Annotated in this window: 22 protein-coding genes; 6 read left to right on the forward strand and 16 right to left on the reverse strand. The window is 43.6% G+C overall.

Translation table 11 applies throughout. The features are described from left to right. Positions 1-82: 82 nt before the first annotated feature. The 10 genes from tynA to GBI66_RS01290 all read right to left on the reverse strand — a co-directional run bounded on the left by tynA (position 83) and on the right by GBI66_RS01290 (position 11,129). A complete protein-coding gene (tynA, locus tag GBI66_RS01245) occupies positions 83-2,389 on the reverse strand; it encodes a primary-amine oxidase (RefSeq protein WP_171494246.1) in 2,307 nt (768 codons plus the stop codon). Between the two features lie 203 nt (positions 2,390-2,592). Beyond that, the gene (gene feaR, locus GBI66_RS01250; protein ID WP_004805411.1) at positions 2,593-3,510 is read right to left on the reverse strand and encodes a transcriptional regulator FeaR; all 918 of its coding nucleotides are present in this window, start codon (positions 3,508-3,510) and stop codon (positions 2,593-2,595) included. Between the two features lie 199 nt (positions 3,511-3,709). Next, positions 3,710-4,669, reverse strand: coding sequence for a p-hydroxyphenylacetate 3-hydroxylase reductase component (locus GBI66_RS01255; protein WP_171494247.1), 960 nt, complete (start codon positions 4,667-4,669; stop codon positions 3,710-3,712). 53 nt (positions 4,670-4,722) lie between these two features. Next, on the reverse strand, positions 4,723-5,676 hold the full coding sequence (locus GBI66_RS01260) for a PDR/VanB family oxidoreductase (protein ID WP_151714877.1): 954 nt from the start codon (positions 5,674-5,676) through the stop codon (positions 4,723-4,725). Positions 5,677-5,710: 34 nt separating this feature from the next. Further along, entirely contained in the window at positions 5,711-6,448 is a 738-nt protein-coding gene (locus GBI66_RS01265) for an SDR family NAD(P)-dependent oxidoreductase (protein ID WP_151714878.1), read from the reverse strand. 10 nt (positions 6,449-6,458) lie between these two features. Further along, complete coding sequence (locus tag GBI66_RS01270; protein WP_005190574.1) at positions 6,459-6,944, reverse strand: aromatic-ring-hydroxylating dioxygenase subunit beta; 486 nt, start codon at positions 6,942-6,944, stop codon at positions 6,459-6,461. Positions 6,945-6,954: 10 nt separating this feature from the next. Then, positions 6,955-8,232, reverse strand: a complete 1,278-nt coding sequence (locus GBI66_RS01275; protein ID WP_151714879.1) for a Rieske 2Fe-2S domain-containing protein — start codon at positions 8,230-8,232, stop codon at positions 6,955-6,957. A 30-nt stretch (positions 8,233-8,262) separates the two neighbouring features. Then, the gene (locus GBI66_RS01280; RefSeq protein ID WP_151714880.1) at positions 8,263-8,790 is read right to left on the reverse strand and encodes a nuclear transport factor 2 family protein; all 528 of its coding nucleotides are present in this window, start codon (positions 8,788-8,790) and stop codon (positions 8,263-8,265) included. 41 nt (positions 8,791-8,831) lie between these two features. Further along, positions 8,832-9,998, reverse strand: a complete 1,167-nt coding sequence (locus tag GBI66_RS01285; RefSeq protein ID WP_151714881.1) for an acyl-CoA dehydrogenase family protein — start codon at positions 9,996-9,998, stop codon at positions 8,832-8,834. Positions 9,999-10,016: 18 nt separating this feature from the next. Further along, entirely contained in the window at positions 10,017-11,129 is a 1,113-nt protein-coding gene (locus GBI66_RS01290; RefSeq protein WP_151714882.1) for an amidase, read from the reverse strand. Positions 11,130-11,277: 148 nt separating this feature from the next. Between GBI66_RS01290 and GBI66_RS01295 the strand changes: the two genes are divergently transcribed. Then, entirely contained in the window at positions 11,278-11,745 is a 468-nt protein-coding gene (locus GBI66_RS01295; RefSeq protein ID WP_032811936.1) for a MarR family winged helix-turn-helix transcriptional regulator, read from the forward strand. A 48-nt stretch (positions 11,746-11,793) separates the two neighbouring features. On the opposite strand, the gene GBI66_RS01300 is transcribed toward GBI66_RS01295, so the two are convergent. The 4 genes from GBI66_RS01300 to GBI66_RS01315 all read right to left on the reverse strand — a co-directional run bounded on the left by GBI66_RS01300 (position 11,794) and on the right by GBI66_RS01315 (position 16,417). Then, a complete protein-coding gene (locus GBI66_RS01300) occupies positions 11,794-12,783 on the reverse strand; it encodes a 3-hydroxybutyryl-CoA dehydrogenase (RefSeq protein WP_151714883.1) in 990 nt (329 codons plus the stop codon). Between the two features lies 1 nt (position 12,784). Next, positions 12,785-13,891, reverse strand: a complete 1,107-nt coding sequence (locus GBI66_RS01305; protein WP_151714884.1) for an NAD/NADP-dependent octopine/nopaline dehydrogenase family protein — start codon at positions 13,889-13,891, stop codon at positions 12,785-12,787. 84 nt (positions 13,892-13,975) lie between these two features. Next, on the reverse strand, positions 13,976-14,986 hold the full coding sequence (locus GBI66_RS01310) for an AraC family transcriptional regulator (RefSeq protein WP_151714885.1): 1,011 nt from the start codon (positions 14,984-14,986) through the stop codon (positions 13,976-13,978). Between the two features lie 87 nt (positions 14,987-15,073). Next, positions 15,074-16,417: an MFS transporter gene (locus GBI66_RS01315; protein ID WP_151714886.1), complete on the reverse strand. Its 1,344-nt coding sequence runs from the start codon at positions 16,415-16,417 to the stop codon at positions 15,074-15,076. 381 nt (positions 16,418-16,798) lie between these two features. Between GBI66_RS01315 and GBI66_RS01320 the strand changes: the two genes are divergently transcribed. Next, positions 16,799-17,191 carry a DUF4440 domain-containing protein gene (locus tag GBI66_RS01320; RefSeq protein WP_151714887.1) on the forward strand — a complete coding sequence of 131 codons (393 nt, stop codon included), beginning with the start codon at positions 16,799-16,801 and terminating at the stop codon, positions 17,189-17,191. 367 nt (positions 17,192-17,558) lie between these two features. Beyond that, positions 17,559-17,918: a hypothetical protein gene (locus tag GBI66_RS01325; protein ID WP_005190609.1), complete on the forward strand. Its 360-nt coding sequence runs from the start codon at positions 17,559-17,561 to the stop codon at positions 17,916-17,918. 353 nt (positions 17,919-18,271) lie between these two features. Here the strand turns inward: GBI66_RS01325 and GBI66_RS01330 are convergent, their stop codons facing one another. Continuing rightward, positions 18,272-19,618 (reverse strand): sorbosone dehydrogenase family protein, encoded by a 1,347-nt coding sequence (locus tag GBI66_RS01330; protein ID WP_151714888.1) that lies wholly within the window; start codon positions 19,616-19,618, stop codon positions 18,272-18,274. Positions 19,619-19,778: 160 nt separating this feature from the next. Here GBI66_RS01330 and GBI66_RS01335 point away from each other — a divergent pair, with 160 nt between their 5' ends. Further along, a complete protein-coding gene (locus GBI66_RS01335; RefSeq protein WP_151714889.1) occupies positions 19,779-20,303 on the forward strand; it encodes a GNAT family N-acetyltransferase in 525 nt (174 codons plus the stop codon). A 52-nt stretch (positions 20,304-20,355) separates the two neighbouring features. Here GBI66_RS01335 and GBI66_RS01340 read toward each other — a convergent pair whose 3' ends face one another. Beyond that, on the reverse strand, positions 20,356-21,387 hold the full coding sequence (locus tag GBI66_RS01340) for a LysR family transcriptional regulator (protein ID WP_005190617.1): 1,032 nt from the start codon (positions 21,385-21,387) through the stop codon (positions 20,356-20,358). A 195-nt stretch (positions 21,388-21,582) separates the two neighbouring features. On the opposite strand from GBI66_RS01340, the gene GBI66_RS01345 reads away from it, so the two are divergent. Together GBI66_RS01345 and adeG are read left to right on the forward strand one after the other, a co-directional pair. Then, positions 21,583-22,806 (forward strand): efflux RND transporter periplasmic adaptor subunit, encoded by a 1,224-nt coding sequence (locus GBI66_RS01345; RefSeq protein ID WP_151714890.1) that lies wholly within the window; start codon positions 21,583-21,585, stop codon positions 22,804-22,806. Positions 22,807-22,811: 5 nt separating this feature from the next. After that, positions 22,812-25,991, forward strand: a complete 3,180-nt coding sequence (adeG, locus tag GBI66_RS01350) for a multidrug efflux RND transporter permease subunit AdeG (RefSeq protein ID WP_151714891.1) — start codon at positions 22,812-22,814, stop codon at positions 25,989-25,991.

Here is a 25,991-nt window from a genome sequence, read left to right on the forward strand (position 1 = left end):
ACAAAATTCCTTTTTTGTCAGCGGACTGCTGGACGCTCAGATCTGGGTAATCTTGGATTACCCATGTCACTTGATCTGCGTTTTAGTGTTGGGCGTGTTCCTGTTCATCACCCAAATTCAAGGTCGGGGTGTTATCAAAGAAGTTCCAAGGCTTGATCAAGGTATAGACCCACTCCGTCGGCATGATTGGCCATTCTTCGGCACGTGCCACATGGGTGGTTCCTGTGGTCATCCACACCACAAGGTCTTTATTTTCAATATTTTCATTGTTCTGAATAAACTGACCTAAACCCGTATCATGGGTTGAACGGTTCGAATATTTCCCTTCAGGATAACGTTCATCTGGCTTGTATTGTGTCACCCAAATTTGTTTATCCATAAAATTAAGGCGTTTGAATAGCCATTCATCTGGGGCAAAATTGGCTCCTTTCGCCACAGGGTGTGTTCCACCTGCAAATGGAATCAATTGGTAAGAAACAGGATTACCTAATTTATTTTCCTTGTTGAAATTGGTGAGTAAACGAATAGTAGAAGGATCAAATTTTTCAGCCGCGTTTTGCTCATTGCTAATCACTTTACTGTCAATTTGCATCGTGCTTGTACGCACGCCCCCTCGATCATTAGCCTTGACCACAGGGTCCATGTGCATAAAGCTGTTGTTTTCCCCATCTACATCCATGTCTAAGCGGAAGTTATAGATGTGTTGGTGGGTTGTACCCACAATATTATGGTCAATCAAGGTGCCATATTTAGTGTCTTCTTTGGCGGTACTGTCATGCATAGTGCGTGATTTAACGCCTTTAACCGCTTCAATTCCTGTCGCACCCGCATTAATGCCAATCACGCCATTTTGGGCAAATACCCAGTCGAACATATAATCGTAGTTACCCACCGTACTAATCCAGCGCACCACAAGTTCACGACGCGCTTCGCTAGCATCCTGATCACCAAAAATTTCTTGGTGTTTGTACTCAGGTCCTGCATAACGCTCAAAGATGGCGATTGCATTTGGAATCACTTGTGGCTGGCCTTTATAGTCAGCAATGACCGCATCCAGTAAGACTGCATTTTCTGGTGCATCAGTCCCCAGTTGAATGGCTGATGTGAGTGTTCCCATCCCATACTCACCTGAGTCTAGATAAGATTTAAAGTACCAACCCATATCTGGATCACCATACGGAACTACCATCCCGCCCAGATTACCTTCATACATAACCTTGCGTTTTACGCCTTTATCTTTGTATGTCACGGTTGAAAGTTGCAGGCCCACACGAGAGTCTAGTGCGACATGGAAACACCAATTCCCCCAATGTATGGTTTGTCCTGTAATGGTAAAGTTTTTGCCTTCAGGCTCACTTATATTGAGCGGCTTAATTTTAGGTGGTTTGGTATTTTTGGTGGCATAAGGACGATCTACCATTGGAACAGGAATCATTGCCCCTTCTTCAATTTTAATAATTTTTTCTTTGTCTAAATCCACTACTGCGACAAGGTTTTCAATCGGATGCGCCCAATAGTTACCGTCTCCCGTATCCAGATAAGACACCACTTTTAAGACGTTAAGCTGTTTATCCAAGCCATCTTTCCCACCAAAATAGCCGACAGTTAGAGGATTGGTAATCACTTTTTTGACATCAGTAATGCCACGTTTGCGTAAAGCGTCCTGATATTCTTTGCTGGCCTCAATCACACGCTGAACCGTCTCAAAGTTATCCAGTAACACCATGCCATGCATGTCTTTCAATACATTCCATTTGCTAACCTGTTGCGTCGTCAGGTTCACTTCACCTTCAATCGCCTGATTGCCTTTCAATAAAATGAATGACGCCACACGGTCATCTTTATACTCTTTATGATTAATAAAGAAATCCCATACTTTGGCCTTTTCTGGCTCTTTCAGCTTCAACTCGGCAAAACGCATATTTTTATAGGCATATTTTGAGCGATTAATGACGTCAAAGGTCTTTTTAATTTCTGCCGTATTTAAGCTATTGAGGGGATGAAAGGTATTTTCAATTTTAAAGGTCTGGTCTAATCCCGACTGAAACACTTCATTGAAAAAGTCTTTCCCAATAACAGGTTTACCGTCTTTGATTAATACAGGAACACTCAGCTTTAATGGTTTTCCATTCACCAAAACCTGATCTGAATTGGGCTTGGCTCTGACCACAATAGAACCTTTGGAGATGGTATAGCTATTGGTGAAATCATCTTTAACTACTTTGGCACCCTGCTCAGTCATGTTTTGATACAGTGGCACCAATTCGGCAGCCTCACCATGTGCATAAGCGGTGCTGTGAACAGCACACAAACTCGCAGCGATGGATAGGTTAAGCGCCAGTATTTTTTGTATCTCTTTGAATAATCTTTGTTTACGCATCACGTTGATCCTTTTTCATCTATCCCTGAGCGATCTGTATCAGATCGTTAAAATGCTCTTTGCTCTGTGTGTAGCGGCTAAAATCAACTTCATATTTCAAGTCTATTGAAGCGCTTTAATCTTCCCTTATTGGTTTAATTTCAACACAGTTACATGGGTCTAGCTTGTCCAAGAATGACGCGGAACTTGTCTAAAAATGACATCTAAAATGTTTAAGCCAACATCGTTTCTCTAAATTCTTTCGGAGAGATGCCATAGGTTTTTTTGAAGATCTTTGAAAAATGAGCACCATCCCAAAAGCCCCATTTCAGCGCGATTTGAGTGATCGAACTCTGCTTGTTTCTTTTATCCAGCAGATCTGTTTTGACCTTCTCTAGTCGTTTGATCTGTATGTATTTATTAATCGATAAATTTTCTTGCACAAATAATCGATACAAATGCCGTAACGATACCCCGATATGTGCGGCAATCAACTTGGGAGAGAGATCAGGTTTTGTCAGATTTTCAATAATATAGCGCTCTGCTTTTTCCAAAAGATGATTCTGATTATTATTGATATTTTTATAATTAATGGTCGGTTTGATGAGGGCAATCAACGCATCTTCAAAGGCATTGCCATCTTCCGATGCATACCAAAGCTTGATATTTTCAGGCGACATATTTTTCAAAATATTCTTCAGCAGAAAACCACTCATATTTTGGGTGATCAACTTACCAAAATATTCAGAACTAATATTCTCTTTCAGCAACTTTTCCCGTGACAGATGCACTGAAATTTGACTGACTAAACCTTGTGGAAACATCGAAATGGTTTCGACGGGATCAACCAAGACAATATCACCCTCATTTAAGGTCAAAGTTTCATTTTTATATTGCAGCAGCATTTTGCCCGAATTCTGCAAAATCAAAAAACAGAAACGATTATTAACTCGATCGATTTCATCCGCCTTTCGGACGATTTTATTGGCATTATTTTTAATAAAGGCAATCTCGGTATCACCCAGTAAAAAGCATTGCACTTCACCAATAAATAAATGTCGTGTCCCATCAAAATCTGTTTCAAAATTACCGCACACATTCTTGATATGATGCGTCCACGTTAACAGTGCATCACTCACATATTGGTTCATCCCTTCGCTCCCTGTGCTGCACAATTGCTAAAGTTTGTTCTTTAGCACTGGTGCTCTGTTTTGGCTTATATGCAATCATGTTTGATCAATAAACAAGTTGCGTGCCAAAAATTCCTCATCCTTGGAATTCTTTTTTGATTATAATCAACGAGCAATAAAGCAGCTGATAAATCAATTTAATTTATCAGCTTCACCCAGCTTATGCTACACCAGCAAAGTCTCTTAGCATGGTGATAAAGGTCTCCTTTTGCTCATCCGAATATTTTTCAAACACCTCATTTTGATGGCTATCCGCGATATCAAATAGGTAATGCGCAGTTTTCTTGCCTTTTTCGGTGAGTTTAAAAAAGCCATCACTCTCAATCAGCAAACCATCTTTTTTCAGAATGGTCGCTGCCTGCTCCACTTCACGCATCGGCATGGCAATATCACGCGGCAAATCTGATTTATTCGACGCAGTACCACTGCCCAATACCAACAATAAACGTGCTTCACTGGTGCGGAATCCTGTCACTAGCTGCTTAGGAATATAATCAGTTTGATAAAATTTAAAAGCCCGACTCATGAGATAACAGACATTGCTATATAAATGCCCTTGATGCATTTCACCAATATCTTCAGCTTCAACGGTGTCTTTTAACTGCAATAACGGATGTGGAATCACGCCCGAATAAGCCCCTTGGTGATACACCAGCGGACTGCGTCCTTCATCACGGAAACGTACCACTTTACCAATAATAATCCAATGATCCCCACCTTCAATAATGTCATGGCGTTCACATTCAAACACTGCAGAACAATGGTCTAAAATGGGTGCTTGACCCGAACCCGTCTGATAACTGGTACCTTCATATTTATCGATATTACGGCGTGAAAATTTATTGGATAACTCGATCTGCGAACCCGATAGAATATTCACGGCAAAATGTGAAGCCTGCTCAAATACAGGGAAACTGGATGAGTTTTTATCAATACTCCATAAAATCAGCGGTGGATCTAGCGACACTGAATTAAAACTATTGGCAGTCACGCCCACCTTTTCACCTTGTTCATTTTGCGCGGTCACAATAGTGACACCAGTTGCAAAATTTCCCAAAGCACGTCTGAACTGCATTGGATCTATTGTGATTTCATCCATTGATTTTAGTGAATTCATTATTCTCTCCTGAATCTTTTATCCTGTTTCTGGCCAATTTATCCTGATTAAATCGCTTAAATATCCAATACCAATCGTGCTGACTTAGAACGTGAACAGCACACCAATATCTGCTCATTACTGGCTTTTTCTTCATCGGTAAAATACACGTCGCGATGATCAGGTTCACCCTCGATCACATCGCACATACAGGTCCCGCAAACACCCTGTTCACATGACATTTCGATCTCAATACCTTCACGTGCCAAGGCCTGCAAAATGGTTTCTTCTGCATTGACCATAATGATCTTGCCACTTTGCTGTGCCACGACTTCAAATGCATCACCACCTGTTTCAACTTCAACCTGAAAGTATTCCTTATGAATCTGCTGTTCAGGGAAATTCTGTGTCAGAGCTAAATTGATCACCCAATCCATAAATCCATTCGGGCCACAGGTATAAATATGGCTGTCTTGATCAATGTCTTGAATGGCGGATTGGAAAAACTCTCGGTGACTCGCCCCTTCCGATTTAAAATGAAAGGTCGTGAAAGGTGCCAAGATGCCATGTTTAATTTCATCGACAAAAGCACAGCGTTCTGGGCTTGCGCCGCAGTAATGCAATTCAAAAGAAGTACCTTCCTGTGCCAACTGATAAGCCATGGTAATTAGGGGGGTAATTCCGATCCCCCCACCCACCAGTACCGCATGTTTGGATTTCACTAAAGGAAACAGGTTCTTCGGTTCACTGACCTGAATCTGCATGCCATCCTTTAACTCATCAAAGGCCGACACTGAACCGCCACGTGATTCGGGATCACGTAGAATGCCGAGTCTAAACTTCCCCACATCATTCGGGTTCTGACACAATGAGTACTGACGCACCATGCCATTCGGCAGGTGCACATCAATATGCGCACCTGCTTCAATTTTGGGTAATACGGTCGAATTTGCAGATTCAAACTCCATGACTGCAACATTCCCACCTTCGACATGACGGTTTTTTACCACCACGTTATACAGTATCGTCATGATTTCTCTCCCTGATATGCATCTTGCCGAAGGCTTAACGCATAAATAATCCACCGTTAATATCCCATGTTGCCCCTGTCACAAAAGCTGCACTTGGACTGGCTAGTAGCGCACAGGTCTCGGCAATAAATTCCATGCTGCCTAATGCCTTGACGGGGATATTTTGAATAAATTGCGCCATTTTTTCGTCAGACACCACGCTATGCACAATCGGTGATTCCATTGGCCCAGGTGCAATCGCATTCACCGTCACCCCTTTGGCTGCAAACTCTTTAGCAAAGATTTTGGTTAGGGTAATAATGGCGCCTTTGGTAGACGCATAATGTGCGCCAGTGGCAGTACCGCCATTTTGCCCTGCCAACGATGCCATATTGACGATACGGCCATAACCTTGCGCTGCCATATATTTGCCAATGATCTGGCAAGACTGGAACGTGCCGCGCTGATTCACTTGCGTGATCATGTCAAAATCCGCCGCGCTAATCTCTAAAACAGGCGTTGCTTTGGTCATGGTGGCATTGTTGATTAACACATCCAGTTTTGAGAATGTCTGCTGAATCCACTGCACTGCAGCATGAAAATCGGCTTCAACCGAAATATCCAGTTTCAGTGGAAATAGATTCTGTGCATGCGGACTACGTGCTTTGGCTTGCTCTGCTTTCTCTAAAGTACTGGCAGAAAGAATCACCTGATGCCCTTGCGCTGCAAAATATTCGGCAATGACATTCCCTAAACCAGAAGCGGCACCTGTGACTAAAACAACCTGTTTCATTTTTTCACTCCTAGAGAATGTAGCTGATACCTGCCAAGGTATCGGTTGAGTTAACTAAATTGATAATTTTGCGATTGATCTTAAAGCCTTGTTCCGCATCACGAACCAAATGAAAAGTCACATCAGCGGTATAATGTTTCAGATTTTCTTTACGGAATTCACGCAAGTTCTGTGCACAACGCAAAATGATTTCACCCTCTTGATCTTTGACGATGCGGATACGCGAAACACTACGCACGGTATTGGCTTTGGGTGCAGTTGAAATCGCCTCACCATTTTCCAGACGCTGTACCCGTAACTTACGCATATGATGATCGTCATATGCATAGTTCAAATTATTTTCATAATCGGTCAATTTCGGATCGATCGGGATGATATACACGCCTTTTTCATTCCACAGATCTAGCCACGTATCATGCTCAGAATGGTCCAGCATATCGGCTTCTGCCCAGATAAAAGCAGTCACTTCATTCAATAAATTTAAATCAATTTTCATGGTGCTCTCCTTAAGCCGTCATCATCTTTTTCCACTGCTGATAGGCAGCGCGCATCCCTGTTTCAGCACTGACATCACTCTTTAAGCCATCTTCAGTTTTAACTTCGCCTGGCAGACCACGATTCAGCATGATCCACAGGTCATTGCCTGCATTGGCACCATGCTGTACACGCTCCCACGCTTCCGAATCATCTGGCGTACCGAAGCCAAATGGACCTTGGAAATGTTCATGCAAACGTAAACGATACTGGTTGGCAATTTGTGGGCCACCATCCATGGTAATTACGGAATGGTGAATTTCAGTTTCATTGACAGAAATTGGTTGCATCACGCGGAAGAACGCCATTGAACAGGCAATGTTCGGGAACAGATTCAGGTTAAATCCAGAACCACCCACCGCACGCACAATACGGCGCACTTCCAGTTCTTCATGTCCTTCATCACGTAAAGCTTGCGCCAACTCTTCAAAACGTTCCTGAATCGGACGCTCCATCAACTCTTCATCCAGATCAACCAGTTCAGGAATCATCACCATGACACTGTGACCATTACCTAGGTCTTCGACATAACCCGGCTGATTTTCAAAGTTAAACAGTTCTTCAGTTTTTTCATCGACTGAACTTAAGAATGACTTGTGCACCAATGGGAAGTGGTAAGCATCGGTCGTATTTTCCAATTGGATTTTCCAGTTACCCGGAAAACGGAAACGATGCTCGCCCAAGACTTTAATTGGGTAACCTGCACCTTGTTTCATAAACAAGTCGATCCATTTTTTCGCAGCACCCAAGAAATCTTCTAAAGGTTCAATGTCCTGTTTAAAAGTGGCGAAAATCATGCCGTTGTATTCTTCAACGCGCAGGCTAATCAATGGAAACTCTGATTTATCCAAACATTCGCCATAGCTTTCAGGTGAAGGCACACCACGTAATGAACCATCTAATGCATAGCTCCAACCATGGTATGGACAAACAAAACTGTTAGTTTTACCTTTTTTATGTTCACAGACTGTTGCAGCACGATGACGACAACGATTGAGTAAGACATGGACTTTTTTCTTACGATCCCGCACCACTACAACAGGTTGTTTACCAATATTGATGGTTTTATAGCTGCCTGCATCTGGGATTTCACTGGCATGCGCCACCCAGACCCAAGTGCTGTAATAAATCTTTTCCATCTCATCTTCAAAGATTTTTTCGTCTTTATACAATGAGGTATGGGCACGATCACTTTGCACCAATTCGTTGTAATCCATTTCAATATTCTGCATTGGAATAATACTGTTCATATCCACGATCCTTTTCGGTCTATCCATTGGTTATTGCTGAGACGGCACTGGCAATGTGGCTGTGCTGTCCCAGTGAGATACGGGGCGACTGAAAATATTTTCAGTCTGAAAATGTTTAATCTTCCAACGTCCATCCTGTTGCTGTTTAAACTGCACCGTGAGTTTGGCGGCATTTAAATGGCTACGCCCATCACGAAAAGTTGAAGTCTGCAACATCAACCAACTGGCATTGGCTTGATCCGCTTCGATATAAATTTGTTCTGAACTGACAAAATGCGCATTCATGACAAAATGCGACTGCTTTTGGGTATAGCTTTTGAACATGTCATAAATGGCTTGCCAAGACGCATAGCGACCAAAAGACTGAGCATATTTCTCGCCAATCCCTTCCCAAATGCTATCCTGATCAAATAAATCCATTAATTCATTCAGGTCAGTATCGGCATTCAAGGCATCACAAATTTCCATATAACGATTGATACAGTTACGGATCGTATTTTGGGCTTCAAGCTGTTGTAGACGTTGTAATACCGCCTTTAAATCCATTTGCGCATTCATGTCACTCATCCTTGCCATTCCAATTTTTAATCCAATCAGACTTATAAATAACCGGGTGCTGGTTTCATGCCAAAGCTGACCAAACCTGCATTTTGCAAAGTGGCATCACCCATAAAGGCATGCTGTGTCACCACATTGGTGTCATTGACAAAGCGGCTAAACGGGTTATGGGTATAAATCGCGGTCATGCCTGCCAGCATCTGGATTTTGCGAGTGACACGGGCACAAACTCGTGCCACATGGGTACAAGACAAACGCATGTCACTGATTTGTTCTGCAGTTGGCGTACGCCCTGCAACCACTTCATTCCAGACAATCTGCATGGTGTCGTAGAACCACACACGTGCAGCCTTAAACTCAGCTTCGACTTGGGCAAATTCATATTGGGTTACAGGTCGGCTGGCAATTTCCGCACCACCAGTAATTGAAGACTTGCCCGGTGCCAGTTTTTGAAATTCTTCGATCGCTGCGGCAGCAACACCAATCCCTACCACGGTTAAGACTTGAGTGGCTAAAGATAAAGATGGATATTTAAAAAATGGCTCAGGTAGTTTTGAAGGTTCACCACGGACAAAAGTCCATTCCTTCGCAACCAGCACATCTTTTACCACCAAATCGTGGCTGCCTGTACCTTTCAGACCGACCGTGTCCCACGTCATATCAATTTGAGCTTTGTTGGCTGGCATCACCGCCATGCGCGGTAAACCTTGGGCTTCGTTGTCCTTTTGTGGTGAAATCCCGACACCGACAATATCTGCGCCCATACAACCACTGGAAAACTTCCAGCGTCCACTCACCACCACGCCTGCATCGGTAATTTCAGCGGGTTGTGGAGGGAAAATGCCACCTGCAAACACGATGTCTGGACTGTCTTTATACAGTTGCTCAAGCGTTGCTTCTGGCAAACTGCCCAAATATGCTGGACTCATACCAAAACTTGCCACCCAACCAACTGAGCCATCAGCCTTAGACAATTGCTCGATCAATTCGCAAAACTGTTTCGGTGACCATTCATTGCCGCCAAAACGTTTCGGCACCAAAGCACGGTAAACACCAATCTGTTTGAGTTTGTCGATGATGTCCTGACTGACATAGGCCTGATTATCGAACTCCCCTGTGCAGGCACGTTCACGAATTTCTTGACACAAGCGCTCTAATTCCGTTGTCTTGCTATCCATTACAAATTCCTTTGTCGCTAAATGATTCATTCCCTAATTCCTTGTCATTTATTGCGCAGCTTTCACGATATATTTCGCAATCGCACACAAATATTCATCCGCATTCCGTTTCGCCACAATTTGCAAACCCACTGGCAGACCTTGTTCAGTTTCTAGTGGTACTGAAATCGCAGGATGCCCAGAAAGATTAAATGGTCGAACCAGACCAGTAAGATTTAAAAAAGCCACGGTATTCTCAGCATCAGCAACCTTAGGCGGTAGCTGCGGTAAAGTCGGTAAAATCAAGGCATCGTATTGGGTCAGCAAAGCATCAATCTCAGCGGTAAAATCTGCTTTAACCTGTTCTGCCTGTTTGACTTGGGCTAAGGTGGTGTCAGCGGCTTTTAATAAACGCCCATTGACGTCAGCACCGAGCAAGCCTGTTTGGGTCAACTCACCGTAAGCTTGCCAGTTTTCATAATTAATAATCTGCATGCCCGCATCAAAGGCCGCTGCAAAGCCTTCCACCGTTACAGTTGTTACTGTCAAATTGGCTTGGGTCAGATAATGCTGGATCGTCTCAATCACGGCTGAATCAGCAGAGACATTGAGCCACGCCAGTTTCGGTGCCTGTGCTAATTCAGCCTGTGCATGAAAGGTTGGATCAATGATTTGCATGGCGCTTTCAAGCATTTCAACTGAATTTGCAAAAGGGCCAACACAATCTAGTGAACTGCTTGCGGGATGTACGCCAGCACGGCTGACACGGCCAAAGGTGGGTTTTAAACCATACACACCGCAACATGCTGCTGGCATACGAATGGAACCACCAGTGTCTGTACCCAAGCTGAAATCTGCCAGACCAGCCGCAATCGCTGCCGCAGAACCACTCGAAGAACCACCCGGAATCAGTTCAGGATATTTCGGATTAATCGCCGTACCAAAAGTATGGTTAATCCCTGTGATGCCAAACGCCAGTTCATGCAAATTGGTTTTCGCGATAATTTGACAATCTGCAGCGAGAATACGGTTTACCACTTCTGCGTTTGTACTTGCAGGTTGGCTGTGCATTAAGGCTTTACTACCTGCCATGGTTTGCATACCTTGAATATCAATGGAATCTTTCACCATGACTTTCAAAACACCTGCTCCTTTTTGTACCTCTTGTACAATAATATTCATTCACTTTTCCATGTATTTTTATACTTATTACAAATATCGGAAAAAGTAATGTAATTGTCAAGTATTTTTCATGATGAAGAACAAAGAAAATGTTTCTAATTTTTGTATAATGCTGAATGTCCATTTTTATAAAAGTAATGACTTGGCTATGCTTACTCATTTAGAACAATTTCTACCCAACAATGAACCGAGCAGCTTACAGAGCTATCCTTTTTTCTGGATCTCTCAAGTGAATGGTAAATACACACAACTTATTGAAAAATCAATTAAAAAACTAGGTATCGACAATACACGTCGTAAAATTATTTTAAGCACCAATGCGCTTGAACAAGCCAGTATTACCGAGATTGCCAACCTCTCTACCCTCAAGCTGACCACGGCAACCAAAGCCGTTTATCGCTTGGTTGAAGATGATATTGTGCAGGTGTTTTCATCCGAATCGGATGAACGTATCTCCATGGTGAAACTGACCGATAAAGGTAAAGAAATGGTTGAACAAATTAACCAGATCAGTCAGGTCACCCTATCTGGGATTCTGAATGCCTTTGATGATGCTGAACTGCATCAGTTGAATGGTCAATTAAAAAAACTGTTTGATTTAATGCCCTCAAGCTAAAGCAACGACAAAAGCCCATCATTATCAGCAGATGGGCTAAAATTCGGATCACTGATTTAGAATATTAAAGGGTGGTTTAATCTGATTTGCGGCGATTCGGTCTGAAAAAGTATGCAGCACTTGCTGTTTATAAGCTGCAATATCAACTTGCTGATAATTATAAAACCCCTGCTTTTCTCTCAAGCCATTACGTTGCTGTCGCATATTCTCGGCAATAATTTCAGGCGTGCGATAACGTTCGCCTAGCTCCTTTTGTAAATATTGTGAAGCATAATACAGAATATCGCCACCACCCCAGTCAATAAATTCCAGCAAGCCCAATACAGAAAAGCGCAGGCCAAAACCCGTCCGAATCGCGATATCAATATCTTCTGCGGAAGCCACACCTTCTTCTACCATCCGTGCCGCTTCGTTCATGGCCAAGGCCTGAATCCGTGGCACGATATAGCCCGCTTTGGCATGACACACCACAGGCACTTTGCCAATTGCCTGCAAGAAGCTTTTCAAAGTATTTACCGCCTCATCTGAAGTTTGCTCAGAACGACTTAACTCAACCAGCGGAATCAGATAGGCAGGATTGAGCCAATGCGCATTCACCACCCGTTCTGGATGAGAAATCATGTGCGCAATATCAGTGACCAGAAAGGTTGACGTCGTCGATGCAACAATACAAGTCGGCGTAATATATTGATCCAGCCAAGTAAAAATATCTTCTTTGGTTTGTCTGACCTCGGGTACACCTTCCATCACCAGATCACAGCGCGCTAAGACCGATATTGAAGCCTCGCGACTTAAAATCTTAATCTGATCCAGAATAAATACGGTTTGTTCAGATTGAATAAACTGGATACTTTCCAGCAACTGCAATTCTTGTTTTAAGTCGGTTTGGATTTGAGCCTGATATTGCTCAAACTCAGCCTCCGTGCGTTGTCGAGCATCGATTAAAGCCACGTTTAATCCCGCATAGGCAAAGGCAATTGCAATGGCTTTGCCCATTCGCCCAGCGCCGAGTACGGCAACCTGTTGAATTGGGTTCATCCTAGACTCCTTGCTGCAAAGTCGCTTGCAACTCAGCTTTGCTTTTATTTGCCAGCCCCAGATTCTCAAACGTCCGTCCGTCCTGATACAAATCCTTGCCTGTCACCGCAGAAGCAATATTCAGTAGTCCTTCTGCCACTGGGGTAGCGACACCCGCCCAACGTCCCACCGAAACCAGAAAGGATAGCCCGAGACGCGTATCTTCCAGCATATAACGATGTGTCTGTAAGTTGATGTCCTCACGCCAGTCACCACTATCGGTTAATTTGCCATGTGCCCCACGGCCATACATCCATTCATCGCCTTCACCGTCTTTATTATAGTGGTCTGCTAGTGGAAAATGCGGTGCAGCATAGCCCAATGCTTCCCTTACACGCATACGCTCTGCGTCAAGCTGATTGGTGACACGGCGAATCGACGGTTGTGTCCCTTCATTATGAATATCCCACGCTTCGAAATGTTCGAGTGGTCCCGCATTCATCAAAATCAACGGTGGATGAATAATCGGTCCCGCATTCATTAATGCACCACTTAAACTGTCCTCAATTGGTTCAACACTTGGATACGCCTGTTTCAAAATTTGGAATGCATGCTCGAACAAGCTGCTTGGGAATACCCCCGTTGGTAAACGGGTTGCATAGCCACTTATCACGATCTGATTGACGCCGTGCTTACGTACCAGATACGGTAAGGTTCCAGTTTCGGCAAAGGCCACTTGAGCACTGTTACCTGCTTCACTCATGGCTTTGGCAAAGATAAAACTACCAAAGGTTGCAGGCGGTAAATACACCACCTGTCCCGTTTGAAAGAACGGCGCGGCCTGCTGCGCTAAATCCAGATGTGTGGTTGCGGGCAAAGGAATAATAATCAGCTCGGCATGCTGGATGGCATGTTGTAAATCATCCGACAGATTAATCTGACTCCGCTCAAAACCGACTGTGACACTACGATCGCCCTGATAATCTTTAATCTTGAGTTCGCCTGTTGCCGCCAATTGTTGCAATGCGTCGCGGTCACGACGCCATAACACCACGTCGTGGCCTTTTTCTGCCATCTCTACCGCTGCTGCATAACATCCGTGTCCGCCACCGAGTACTGTAATTTTCATTTGCTTTCCTGCTGATTGATTTTCAATTCAGCATAAAAGAGAGCACGACCTGTGGCTTATCCAAATACGCAAGCGTTATTCCATTTACGCACGCATTTGATGAACTGGCACGGCATCTTTTTTTAAAGTATGCGAAGGCAAGCAGCCATAACGTTTTTTATATAGGCTGGAAAAATGCCCAAAACTTTGAATGCCATGATCCAGTAAAATATCGGTCACAGTTTGATGTTCCACTGCTTGCTGTAAAGCGGAATGTACCCGTTCCAGACGTTGCTCACGGATATATTCGACGGGTGTCTGCTGTAGATATTGGCTAAAGCCCTTTTGTAAGCTTCGGATCGATACCTCACAATATTGACTCAACGTCGCTAGCGAAATCGCTTGATGCAGATTGTCCTGAATATACTGCTGCGCTTTTTTGATATAGCCTGGTACAAGCTGCTGACGCTGTGCATTCAACCGTTCGGTATAGTTATTCGGAATTTTCAGCAAAATGAGCTCAATCAAATACTGGCTAAAACTGGCTGAAATAAAGCTCCAGTTGCGAATATTATAATAGGCATGACACAGATAATTCAGCGTTTCAATAATCGCATCGATCCCTTCCAAACTACAGGATAAAGAGGAATTAAAGCGTAATGGTTCTTGGCTACGACATCCCAACATGTTGAATAATTGAGTTTCGATATCCTGTTGCGCCAATTTTAAAATGATATTACGGCAATGCTGATTGGTGATGATCTGCTGTCGTGTATGTGGATGAGTGACTGACATAATCCCCACTGATTGTACGATGTGTTGCTGATCAAATCCCACCTGACATTGCCCCTCCAGCGTAATTCGAAATAAATAAAAGTCAGCAGTATCTTCAATACTAATCATCACAGGTGCACTATATTTCAGATCGTACAGCGCGCCATTACCAAAGCTAAAGCCATTCAAACGTGTATTTAGAGGTTCTCGTACTTCGACATCAAAACGATGCGGGCAGAGATAGTGACTGATTTGATCTTTAATGGTTTGATAATCATTGGACTGAAATAATAAAAACTCATCCAGATAATGCAAATGATCCAGTTTAAAACTCGCTTGCATCACGTCACTCCCTTGCTAAAGATTTCACTGGCAAAGCATAAAGCCCATTACAAAGAATGGGCCTTACCTACTCAGTACAGCATCAAATCAAGATCCATGTTCCTGCTGCATACTGTCACTAAATGCCTGACAGCCTTTTTTCAGTAAGATAAAGGCCAATACACAGGAAATCGTACCCACAATCGACAGGGACATCCCGACCATGAGTGGATTTTCAAACACCTTATCGGTAATCAAAGCCACCAATGTGGTGCCAATCCCGACCGCAACCAGATTACTGATCAATAGGAATACCGCTGAGATTTGTGCGCGTAACTGGTTTGGTGCCAACATTTGCATAGCCGTGGTTGAAATCGGCATCGGGAATGAAGCAAAGAACATCGCAGGTACTAAAAACACCACCGATAACCATAACTCATTCACTTGAGTAAAAATCATCATCGGGATGATCAAACCCACAATACCAATCACACCTGTAATCATCGGCGCATCTTTACGACCTTTTTGAATAAACCAGTCGTTCAGCCATCCCGCACAAAATACACCTAGGATATTCGCCACCAGTAACACACTGCCCAGCATATAGCCCGCTTCAGTTGGGGTGAGGCCGAATTTACGCATATAGAACGCAGGTGACCAACTGATCAGGCAATACAAAGCCATCGCATAAAAAGTAAAACCTAAATAATGACATTTGAAGGTGCGACCATGCTTTTTAATAAACTTGAATGCATCCTTCATACTGGTTTTTTCTACTTGCCCCTGTGCATTTAGACGCTGACCTTTACGCTGCGGCTCTCTCACGGTGAGTAAAACCAATAGACCAATAAAGACACCAGGCAGGCCAACAATAATAAATGCGGCTTGCCAAGCCTTAAGCGCACCAAAGACAGGCACCATGATGCTATCCATATTTTTGAGTAAGCCAATCACATAGCCACCGACCAGAAAAGCAATCCCGCCACCGACAAAAGAACCAATCGAATAAACGGCGACAGCGCGTCCAAGCTTATCCTTGCTAAACATATCGCTAAACATTGAATAAGCTGCTGGAGACAAAGCAGCTTCACCAACACCCACCCCCATACGACTTAAAAACAGTTGAATAAAGTTTTTACTTAGACCACAAAATGCCGTTGCAATACTCCAGAACACCACCCCGATGGCAATAATTTTTGGACGAGAAAAACGATCTGCCAGATATGCCAAGGGTAGACCCATAAAGGCATAAAACAGAGAAAAGGCTAAACCGTGTAATAAACTAAACTGTGTGTCTGAAATTCCTAGATCAGCCTTAATGGGCTCGATCATGAGTGCAAGTATTTGCCGATCAATAAATGAGAAGATATAAGCCAACATGCACAGTAATACCACATACCATGCATAGAGATTTGATTGAGCTTGTTTCGGCTCAGTAGATTGCGTATCCATTTTGCTTCCTTGTCCATGCCATTTTTCTAATGCGTCTTCTTATTGGCGACAACATGACCAGAATCCGTTTCTGCTCTGTCTTCAATAAGGTAAATCATCCCTCTCCATATTTATTATTTTTACATGGAATTTTCCATAATATTTCAGGTATAAAGTTATACCTTTTTTACGATCTCCGCGACTTAAACATTTAGATAAATGATTAAAGAATCACTTTTACGATTTAAATATTTGATATGATATAATTTTTAAAATATTGCATCAAAGTTTCCTGAATCGTGAAAAATCCTGATGCTTATTTTATTTTAAAATTATATTGAATTTTACATTTATTTTTGGTTTAAAATAAAGTGAGATACTCAATTTTCAATGGAAATGAATATGGCACTTATCAAAGAACAAGCAATCGAAAGCATTCATAGTATGCACGTCTTGATTGAAAAAATTTTTAATGGAAAACATGCTGAACAAGACCTTCCCCTGCTGATTGATTATTTTGCTGATCATTTTGAAATGGTTGGTGCAGCGGGAAAACGTTTTTCACTTGAAGATGTCAAAGGCTTGTTTAGCAACAATCAAGGGAAAATGCCTGATATCAAAATTGAAATCTATGACGAACAAATCTTAATGCAGAAACAAGATGCAATTGTTCTGACCTATACCGAAAAGCATACCAAAGACACGGGTATTTTGATCCGACGCTCATGCGCTTTAATTGAAGAAATTAATGGAAAAATGGTCTGGAGTTATTTGCAAGAAACATTTTTAGCCTAAATAAATCATGTAAAAATTCTTGTAAAAACAAGAGTTTTTACATACCAAACAGATCTAAAATCGACTTTAACAATTCTCTCCTTCAGATTTAACGCTTAGCTTAAAACCAATGAATCAGGTACGCAGCAAATGCTACTCTGCCCTGATACCCTGACTTCGATATTTGGATAATTATTAAAGTACAAGTATTTACATGAACGATAAATACTTATGCCCTTGTTTCGCTAAAATCAGAACTGAAAAAGTGATGTCGCTGATTTCTCTCATCGGCAATATAGCTTCTTCCAAAGTATGATATTGACTCACTCATTTGATTGAGCAAAATCGACTGGGCGACTCAATAAAGAAATACAGGATAAATTGTTTTATGGAAAAACCTATCGAATGCCCTAAATGTGGTTCGACTGAAATTGAAGCACGTAATCATGACAAATTATTGAGAACTACGGGCGGTGTATTACTGACGGCCGCAGGTACGACTGCAGGTACAGTCGGTGGTGCTGCAGGTGGTGCATCCATCGGTGCTGCAATTGGTACGGTTGCTGGACCTTTAGGTGTGATTGTCGGGGGTACGGTAGGCACTTTTGTCGGTGCAATCAGTGCAGGTGTTACGGGTGGCGTTATTGGTAATATTTTTGGAAAAAAAGCGGGTGTGATGGTCGATAAGAATATTTTTCAGGATTACCGTTGCTTAAAGTGCAAATATCGTTTTAAACAAAAGAAATAAGACCTCATTTATTCCAAATCAATTGGGGGGCAGATTTTTTAAATCAGTTCTCCAAATACTTCCCGTTTTATTCCCTGTTCAGTAACCCCTATCTGCAGTTTTCTGCATCAATTTTATGTCTAAATATAATTGATCTAAATTTTTCAAACAAAAAAAATCTCAAACTCTTGGGGAAGAGAATGAGATTACGATATAGACATTCCACAGAGAAGCTTATCGCTAATGTGTTATTTATATCACAATAATATTAATTAATGATTGATTTATCACAAAAACAATACATAACTGTCTATCCAAGCTTTACTGTGATCAGGTTCAAAAGAAAAAATGATTCAAGTTGCTAAGCTGCCATTTTACTCTCGCATTGGCGTTTCATAGGTCGTTTGAGCGGTAGGCGATACACGCCAAATCACATCACCAACATCATCTGCCACTAAAAGTGCACCAGAAAAATCAATCGCAACGCCGACTGGTCTTCCATATGCCTCACCTTTGTCATTTAAGAAGCCAGTCAATACATCTTGTGGTTGTCCATACGGCTGACCACCTCTAAATGGGACAAAAATCACTTTATAACCACTATGCGGTTTACGATTCCATGAGCCATGCTGACCAATAAATGCCCCACCGCGATATTGTGGCATTAATTCCGTCGCATAAAAGGCCAACCCTAAAGATGCAGTATGATTTCCCAAAGCATAATCAGGTTTACGTGCACGAGCCACCATCTCTGGATTTTGTGGTTTTACCCGAGTATCGACGTGCTGACCATAATAGCTATACGGCCAACCATAAAATGCTCCTTCTTTAACCGAGGTCATATAATCAGGAACTAAATTATTGCCCAGTTCATCACGCTCATTCACCACGGTCCATAACTGACCACCCTGCGGCTGCCATCCCATGCCATTCGGATTACGCAGCCCTGTTGCAAATGGTCTTGCTTTGCCAGTGGCAATATCAAACTCTAAAATCTGTGCTCGACCAGCTTCCTTGTCCAGCCCATTTTCAGCCACATTGCTGTTCGATCCAACCGAGATATATAGTTTGGTACCCTCTGGATTCGCAATCACATTTTTTGTCCAATGATGATTAAGTTTCCCTGCGGGTAAATCCAGCACCTTGGTACCTGATGTCGTAATCTTTGTTGCACCTTCTTGATAGGGAAACCGTATCAATGCATCGGTATTGGCGACATAAAGTGTGTTCCCCACCAAAGTCATACCAAACGGCGAATTTAAGTTTTCAAGAAAAACTGTGTTCTTATCAGCAATACCATCACCATTGGTATCACGTAGCAAACGGATACGGTTCGCGCTAGGAAATGAAGAACCCGCACGTTGCATTACCTTCTTCGCAATTTTTCCACGAATTCCTTTACTATCATCGGGCTTAGGCGGTGCATCGGTTTCAGCTACCAAGACATCACCATTTGGTAATACATAGAGCCATCTTGGATGGTCTAGCCCCTGTGCAAAAGGTTGAACTTTTAAACCTTCTGCTGGCGTAGGCATCACACCTTTTGGCCAGCCTGTGGCTGGTGCAATATTAATTGTTGGCAATAAACTTGACTGTGGTTTAGGTAATACGGGTTGTGGACCATAACTGGCTGTAATTGGCTCCTGAGATGATGCAGTACACCCTGAAAAAGTCAAAACAACACTTGAAGCTAAAATAGAGTGGATAAACCGAGCCAGCATGATGGATCTCCTTTTATTTTTATCACTAGCACAAGGATAATCCGATGTATGATTGAGAAATAGTTGATTTGCTTAACAGATTGTCTCTCATGTAAATCAATCGCTTTAAAATAGCCCTGCTCACGCGCCTATTGCCCCCATAAAGGAAAACTGTATCAATATTATTTTAAGACCACTGCAATATTCAGAAATTGATCTGATCTGGCAACAGATTAGTCGACGTGAGCTGATCACACAAAACTACATAAGACAGTCTTTGCAATTAGAAGACTGCTTCTATGACGTACAGCAATGGGACGATTACCATCTACAATATGATCCCCCAAAACTAAAACAGCTTTATCAGCACAAGGCTGAAATGATTGGAGCTTTCAGCTCTAAGGGGAAATTACTTGGCGTATCGGTCGTATCCAATCAATTGATTCACGATTATCCAGACGCTAAACTTTTGCATTATTTTTATGTCGATGCAGACCATCAAGGTCAAGGAATCGGTGCAAAGTTAATGCAAACTGCAATAACTTCTGCACGTAAGCTCGGAGCTAAATATCTCTATATTTCAGCGACACCGAGCAAAAGAACCGTCGATTTTTATATGAAACATGGTGCTAAGCTACTTGATCATCCAGACCAACAGCTATGGCAATTAGAGCCTGAAGATATCCATCTGCTATGTGAATTGTAATTTCTTAAGCGTCGATCATAGAGATATCTATTTATCGACGCTTGTCATTCACTTAAGTCTTCAACGCGCGTGCTTCAGCAATATTATGCTGCTCCACCAAAGTGCGAATGGTATATTCATGATTGGTTTTCTGATCGCATGCAAATTCACATTTCTGATCCAACGGTAGCACACTCCCCCCAAGTAGTGGACAGCCTGCAAACAACTCCGCCACCCAATCAACAAAGACTCTAACTTTGTGGGATAAATGCCGACTTTGCAAATACACCACCGAAATTGGCATCGGTGCAGGTGTCCATTGTGGTAAGACTTCTTTTAGAGTTCCCGCTTCAAAATGGTTGGTCAGCATATAGCGTGGACCTTGGATCAGGCCAAAACCTTGTAAAGCCAAATCAATATAGGCATCCCCATCATTGACAGAAACATGCCCATTGACACTGACACTTTGGATCAGGTCATCGACCACAAAATCCCAGTCAAAATTGCGCCCTGTACGGCTGGAAAAGAAATGAATAGCCTGATGGTTTTTTTGCAGATCATGTAATGTCTTAGGTTCGCCATATTTTTCCAAATAGCACGCTGATGCTGCTGTTGCGCACTGAAATGTACCGATACGGCGTGCGATTAAACTGGAATCTTGTAGCTCTCCCACCCGAATTGCACAGTCTACAGCTTCACCCACCAAATCGACTGGGCGATCATTCAAGCCAATCACCAGATCAATATCAGGATAACGATGATGAAACTCTCTCAATCGTGGAATTAGAATCAAGCGACCAATCGAGACAGGTACATCAATACGCAACCGTCCCCGCGGTCCTCGTTCCTCATCATGGAAGGATGCCTCTATATCTTCAACATCGGCCAGAATTCTTAATGTACGGTCATAATACACAGCACCATCTGGTGTTAGGCTGAGCTTACGTGTGGTTCGATTCAATAAACGAACTTGTAAATGTTTTTCTAATCCCTGAATGGTCGTAGTCACAGAAGCACGTGGTAGTCCCAGACTGTCTGCAGCCAAACTAAAGCTATTAGTTTCAACCACTTTATTAAAGACTTTCATTGCATGAAATAGATCCACTGGCCCACTCCCATTGATGCATTTTCAAGTTTCACACATCAATTATTATAAAAATACGAATAGTGTTATCAAATTTAGTATATTTATTCGTAATTGACAAACTTTTATGCTCCTTTCATTCCATAAACCTGTTTCTCCCCTACAGACCAAAACAAAAAGTCTGAAAACAGGGATTCAAATAACCAGGAGCATCCCATGTCACTTTCCCGCAAACAGCTGACGCTGTCTGCTGTCATTATTGCCATTTTTGCAACAGGTGGCAGTTTTATTCTCTTCCAAGAAAATGCAGATGCGAAAGCTACCCCCACAGCAAGTGCACCACCTGCTGCAACTGTAGATGTTGCGAATGTACTCAGTAAAACCATTACCGACTGGCAAGAATATTCGGGACGTCTCGAAGCCATTGATCAAGTTGATATACGTCCACAAGTCTCAGGCAAACTAATTGCCGTGCATTTTAAAGATGGCAGTTTAGTGAATAAGGGCGACTTACTCTTCACCATTGACCCACGGCCTTTTGAAGCAGAACTAAATCGTGCCAAAGCTCAACTGGCTTCTGCTGAAGCACAAGTGACGTACTCTTCAGCTAACTTAGGCCGCAACCAGCGTTTAATCCAAAGTAATGCGATTGCCCATCAAGAGCTTGATCAAGCAGAAAACGAAGCTCGCTCGGCCAATGCCAACTTGCAGGCTGCCAAAGCAGCAGTCGAAACTGCCCGTCTAAATCTGGAATATACCCGTATTACCGCACCTGTCAGTGGACGTATTTCCCGTGCAGAAGTCACGGTTGGAAATGTAGTTTCCGCAGGCAATGGCGCACAAGTCCTCACCAGCTTGGTATCCGTTTCTCGTCTTTATGCATCTTTTGATGTCGATGAACAAACCTATCTGAAATATATCAGTAATCAACGTAATTCAGCCCAAGTCCCCGTTTATCTTGGTCTTGCCAATGAATCTGGTTTTAGCCGTGAAGGTTATATCAGTTCGATCGACAATAATTTAAATACCACATCAGGCACCATTCGTGTGCGTGCCACCTTCGATAATCCTAAAGGTGTGATGCTTCCTGGACTGTATGCCCGTATTCGTCTGGGCGGTGGACAACCTCGCTCAGCCATTCTGATTAGCCCAACTGCGATTGGTGTCGATCAGGACAAACGTTTTGTGGTGGTGGTCGATGCGAAAAACCAAACCGCATATCGTGAAGTTAAATTGGGTGCACAACAAGATGGTCTGCAAATCATCAATAGTGGTCTGCAAATCGGTGACCGTATCGTGGTGAATGGTTTACAACGTATCCGCCCGGGTGATCCTGTAAAACCTCAACTCATTGCTATGCCGAATCCTCAAATTACTGTCGATAACACTGCACAACAACCTCAGCCTACAGAAAAAACCCCAACTTCGGCAAAAGGTTAATCCTCATGAATATTTCCAAGTTTTTTATTGATCGTCCGATCTTTGCCGGGGTATTGTCCGTCCTGATTCTACTGGCGGGCCTTCTCTCCCTTTTCCAACTGCCCATTTCTGAATATCCAGAAGTGGTGCCACCCTCTGTGGTAGTGCGTGCCCAATATCCGGGTGCCAACCCTAAAGTAATCGCTGAAACCGTTGCTTCTCCGTTGGAGGAATCCATCAACGGTGTAGAGAACATGCTGTATATGCAGTCTCAGGCCAACAGCGATGGCAACCTGACCATTACCGTCAATTTCAAGCTCGGGATTGATCCAGACAAAGCCCAGCAACTGGTGCAGAATCGGGTTTCTCAAGCCCTACCACGTTTGCCTGAAGATGTACAGCGTCTCGGTGTGACCACGCTAAAAAGTTCACCAACCTTGACCATGGTGGTGCATCTCACCTCACCCGATAATCGCTATGACATGACCTACTTGCGCAACTATGCAGTACTCAATGTCAAAGACCGTCTGGCACGTTTACAAGGTGTGGGTGAGGTCGGTCTGTTTGGTTCAGGCGATTACGCCATGCGGGTATGGTTAGACCCACAAAAGGTGGCGCAACGTAATCTCACCGCCACTGAAATCGTCAATGCGATTCGTGAACAGAATATTCAGGTTGCCGCAGGGACTATTGGTGCTGCACCCAATAATTCTCCTTTACAGCTCTCGGTGAATGCGCAAGGTCGTTTAAGTACCGAACAGGAATTTGCCGATATTATTTTAAAAACGGCTGCGGATGGTGCAGTAACGCGTTTAGGTGATGTGGCCCGTGTTGAACTGGCTGCTTCGCAATATGGTTTGCGTTCATTGCTGGACAATAAACAGGCCGTGGCGATTCCAATTTTCCAAGCACCAGGTGCCAATGCCTTACAGGTCTCTGACCAAGTGCGTAGCACCATGGCGGAACTGTCCAAAGATTTTCCAGCCTCGATTAAATACGACATCGTTTACGACCCGACTCAATTTGTGCGTTCAAGTATCAAAGCGGTAATTCATACCCTGCTTGAAGCGATTGCACTGGTCGTTGTGGTGGTGATCCTGTTCTTACAAACATGGCGTGCCTCAATCATTCCGTTACTGGCAGTGCCTGTTTCAATCATTGGTACTTTCGCCTTGATGCTGGCCTTCGGTTATTCCATCAATGCGCTATCCCTGTTCGGAATGGTACTCGCCATCGGGATCGTGGTCGATGATGCCATCGTGGTGGTGGAGAATGTTGAGCGGAATATTGAAGCAGGACTCAGTCCAAGGGATGCGACCTATCGTGCCATGCGTGAAGTCAGTGGACCGATTATTGCCATCGCGCTAACTCTGGTTGCCGTGTTTGTCCCGCTGGCCTTTATGACCGGCTTAACAGGCCAATTCTATAAACAATTTGCCATGACCATTGCCATCTCCACTGTGATTTCGGCTTTCAACTCACTCACCCTATCTCCTGCTTTAGCAGCCATGTTGCTAAAAAGTCATGATGCCAAACCAGACGTGCTGACCCGTGTAATGAACCGTGTCTTTGGACGCTTCTTTGCCCTGTTTAACCGCGTATTCTCACGCGCATCGGATCAATATGGTCGTAGTGTCAGTCGGGTCATTTCCCATAAAGCCTCAGCAATGGGTGTTTATGCGGCTCTGCTTGGCCTGACCATCGGGATTTCTTATATTGTTCCGGGTGGCTTTGTTCCTGCGCAAGATAAGCAATATCTGATTAGCTTTGCCCAATTACCGAATGGCGCCTCATTGGATCGAACTGAAACCGTGATTCGTAAAATGAGTGATGCAGCACTGAAACAACCCGGCGTGGAAAGTGCAGTGGCTTTCCCCGGACTATCCATTAATGGCTTTACTAACAGCTCCAGCGCAGGGATTGTCTTTGTCACTTTGAAACCTTTTGCTGAACGCAAAGCAGCTGATCTTTCTGCCAATGCCATTGCGGGTGCCTTAAATCAGAAATACTCAGCGATTCAAGATGCTTATATTGCAGTATTCCCGCCACCGCCCGTGATGGGTCTCGGCACCATGGGTGGCTTTAAACTCCAGCTGGAAGATCGTGGTGCTTTAGGCTATGCCGAGTTAAACAACGCAGCGCAATCCTTTATGAAGGCAGCACAATCTGCACCTGAATTGGGGCCAATGTTCTCTAGTTATCAAATCAATGTACCGCAATTGAATGTTGATCTGGATCGGGTTAAGGCCAAGCAACAAGGTGTTGCCGTGACCGATGTATTCAACACCATGCAGATTTACCTCGGTTCACAATACGTGAATGACTTTAACCGCTTTGGTCGTGTCTATCAGGTGCGTGCTCAAGCCGATGCGCCATTCCGTGCCAATCCTGAAGATATTTTACAGCTTAAAACCCGTAACAATGCAGGACAAATGGTGCCGCTGTCTTCACTGGTCAATGTGACTCAAACCTATGGTCCAGAAATGGTGGTGCGCTATAACGGCTATACCGCTGCCGATATTAATGGTGGTCCTGCACCGGGCTATTCATCTAGCCAAGCCGAAGCTGCGGTTGAGCGAATTGCCGCTGAAACCTTACCACGTGGGGTGAAATTTGAATGGACCGATCTGACCTATCAAAAGATCTTGGCAGGTAATGCTGGATTATGGGTCTTCCCAATCAGTGTGCTGTTAGTGTTCTTAGTCTTGGCGGCGCAATATGAAAGCCTCACCTTGCCATTGGCCGTGATTCTGATTGTCCCAATGGGTATCTTGGCTGCACTAACTGGGGTTTGGCTCACAGGCGGTGATAACAACATCTTTACCCAAGTCGGCTTGATGGTGTTGGTCGGGCTGGCCTGTAAGAATGCCATCTTGATCGTGGAATTTGCCCGAGAACTGGAAATGCAAGGAGCGACCGCATTCAATGCCGCGGTTGAAGCCAGCCGTTTACGTTTGCGTCCGATTCTGATGACCTCAATCGCCTTCATTATGGGTGTGGTTCCACTAGTCACATCAACAGGTGCAGGTGCTGAAATGCGTCATGCCATGGGTGTTGCGGTATTCTTTGGTATGATCGGGGTGACCTTCTTTGGTTTGTTCCTGACCCCTGCCTTCTATGTGTTGATTCGTACCCTGAACAGCAAACATAAACTGCACTCGGCAGCTGTGCATGAAGCACCACTGCACAGTTCACACGATCATTAA

This window comes from Acinetobacter sp. TUM15071 (genome assembly GCF_008980925.1).
Lineage (GTDB): Bacteria > Pseudomonadota > Gammaproteobacteria > Pseudomonadales > Moraxellaceae > Acinetobacter > Acinetobacter dispersus.